This window comes from Neisseria sp. HMSC067H09 (genome assembly GCF_001814135.1).
Lineage (GTDB): Bacteria > Pseudomonadota > Gammaproteobacteria > Burkholderiales > Neisseriaceae > Neisseria.
In genome coordinates, this window is record NZ_KV814908.1 from 1 (window position 1) to 2600 (window position 2600).

The 2600-nt window shown below is 49.8% G+C and carries 1 protein-coding gene; it reads left to right on the plus strand.

Translation table 11 applies throughout. The features are described 5' to 3' along the window. Positions 1 to 742 precede the first annotated feature (742 nt). Positions 743 to 2536 carry a 2-isopropylmalate synthase gene (locus HMPREF2954_RS05975; protein ID WP_045072598.1) on the plus strand — a complete coding sequence of 598 codons (1794 nt, stop codon included), beginning with the start codon at positions 743 to 745 and terminating at the stop codon, positions 2534 to 2536. Positions 2537 to 2600: the final 64 nt, after the last annotated feature.

Sequence of the window (2600 nt, forward strand, 5' to 3'; positions counted from 1 at the left end):
AACGCCGTACTGGTTTAAAGTTAATCCACTATACGTGCAAGCGTTTTCAGACGACCTTTACTTTGTATTCATGCAATAAAACCAGCATCTGTTTATTGTCTGTGGTCCCAGCATTGTTTACAGTCTTCGAAAGACAATACTGCCATGAAGATCCATAAAAATACCCCCCTCATTTCTCACCAACGCCAAGCCGTTTAGCGAGCCTATATATAGGATAAAATCACCGTTACTTTTCTAATCCGACTATACCAAGTTAACAGGGTAACCATTTACTGTATCCTCAAGGCATACGGCTGTAAATGCTCTCACCGAAAACAGCACCAACAATCGTTTCAAACGAACAAAATACGGTATAAAACGGTTGGCCAAAGTTGATAAAGCCATCAGCAAAATAGTTCATTTTGATACCAAACAGCTGTATTTATTGCAAAACCAAAAGCCAACCGACCAAAGGGATTACCTATTTTTCGTCATTGGTGATTATTCCCATAAACTGCATCCAGCTATTTTGCCTGAACATACCGCAACTAGCGCAGCCAACTTACTTTTGCACAATGTCATTGAATGCTGTATGAGCAACTACTCTTCACTCTATAAAAATTAGACAAAATGTATAAAATAATTTCAATATTAAAATGTGAGGTATTATTTTTAGAAAAATAGATTGTCGTTTTGTCTAAAATGCGTATAATCCCCTTCCAAAGCAAACCATAATTTCGATAAAGTTTGGACAAGGAACATCATGCAATTAGACATTGACCGCTTAGTTGCTTATTTCGGCGGCGTGAATGCACTTGCCGAAGCGTTGAAACAGCACGATCCCGAAAATGCCGCAACAACCGCAGCCATCTATAAATGGCGCACGCGCGGGTCGCTGCCTTTGGCGCAACTGCAAAAGCTGACCGCGCTGGCGGAAGCGCAAGGCAGGCCGCTGGATTTGAATGCTTTTTTACAAAAAAACGAATCTCTGGAGAGAACAGAAATGACACAGACCAACCGCGTAATTATTTTCGATACCACCATGCGCGACGGCGAGCAGTCGCCCGGTGCATCTATGACCAAAGAGGAGAAAATCCGCATTGCCCGCCAGTTGGAGAAAATGGGCGTGGATGTGATTGAGGCGGGTTTTGCCGCCGCCAGCCCGGGCGATTTCGAGTCGGTCAATGCGATTGCCAAAATCATCACCAAATCCACAGTCTGCTCGTTGGCGCGTGCCGTTGAAAACGATGTGCGCAAAGCGGGAGAAGCCGTTTCCCCCGCGCCGAAAAAACGCATCCATACCTTCATCGCCACCAGCCCCATCCATATGGAGCACAAACTGAAAATGAAGCCGCAGCAGGTCATCGATGCGGCGGTCAAAGCGGTGAAAATCGCCAAAGAATACACCGACGATGTGGAATTTTCCGCCGAAGACGCCGTGCGTTCGGATTTGGACTTCCTCGCCAAAATCTTTACGGCGGTTATCGAAGCGGGCGCGACCACCATCAATATTCCCGATACCGTCGGCTACTCCATCCCTTCCGTGTGGTACGAGCGTATCAGCAACATCATCAAAAGCGTACCCAACGGCGACAAAGTAGTCTGGTCGACCCACTGCCACAACGACTTGGGTATGGCGGTTGCCAACTCGCTGGCCGCCGTTCAGGCAGGCGTGCGCCAGGTGGAATGCACCATCAACGGTTTGGGCGAACGCGCGGGCAATGCCAGCCTTGAAGAAATCGTGATGGCGTTGAAAGTGCGCCATGATTTGTTCGGCTTGGAAACCGGCATCGACACCACACAAATCGTGCCGGTATCCAAACTGGTGTCCACCATTACCGGCTATCCGATTCAGCCCAACAAAGCGGTGGTCGGCGCAAACGCCTTTGCACACGAATCAGGCATCCATCAGGACGGCGTGTTGAAACACCCCGAAACCTATGAAATCATGACTGCCGAATCGGTCGGCTGGTCAACCAACCGCCTGACCTTGGGCAAATTGTCCGGCCGCAGCGCGTTCCGCAGCAAACTGGCGGATTTGGGCATCGAGTTGGAAAGCGAAGAGGCGCTGAACGCCGCATTTGCCCGCTTCAAAGAACTTGCCGACAAAAAACGTGAAATCTTCGATGAAGACCTGCACGCGTTGGTGTCCGACGAAATGGGCAGCATGAACGCCGAAAGCTACAAATTCATCTCCCAAAAAATCAGCACCGAAACCGGCGAAGAGCCGCGCGCCGATATCGTGTTCAGCATCAAAGGCGAAGAAAAACGCGCTTCGGCCAGCGGCTCCGGCCCTGTCGATGCGATTTTCAAAGCGATTGAGAGCGTGGCGCAAAGCGGCGCGACTTTACAGATTTATTCCGTCAACGCCGTAACGCAAGGCACGGAAAGCCAAGGCGAAACCAGCGTCCGTCTGGCACGCGGCAACCGCGTCGTCAACGGTCAGGGCGCGGATACCGACGTTTTGGTCGCCACCGCCAAAGCCTATCTCTCCGCCTTGAGCAAACTGGAATTCGGTGCCGCCAAACCGAAAGCGCAAGGCAGCGGTACGATTTGAGCTTAAATAGATTGATTTGAATTTAAAAAGCAAAAAGGTCGTCTGAAAACTGAACTGCACCCCA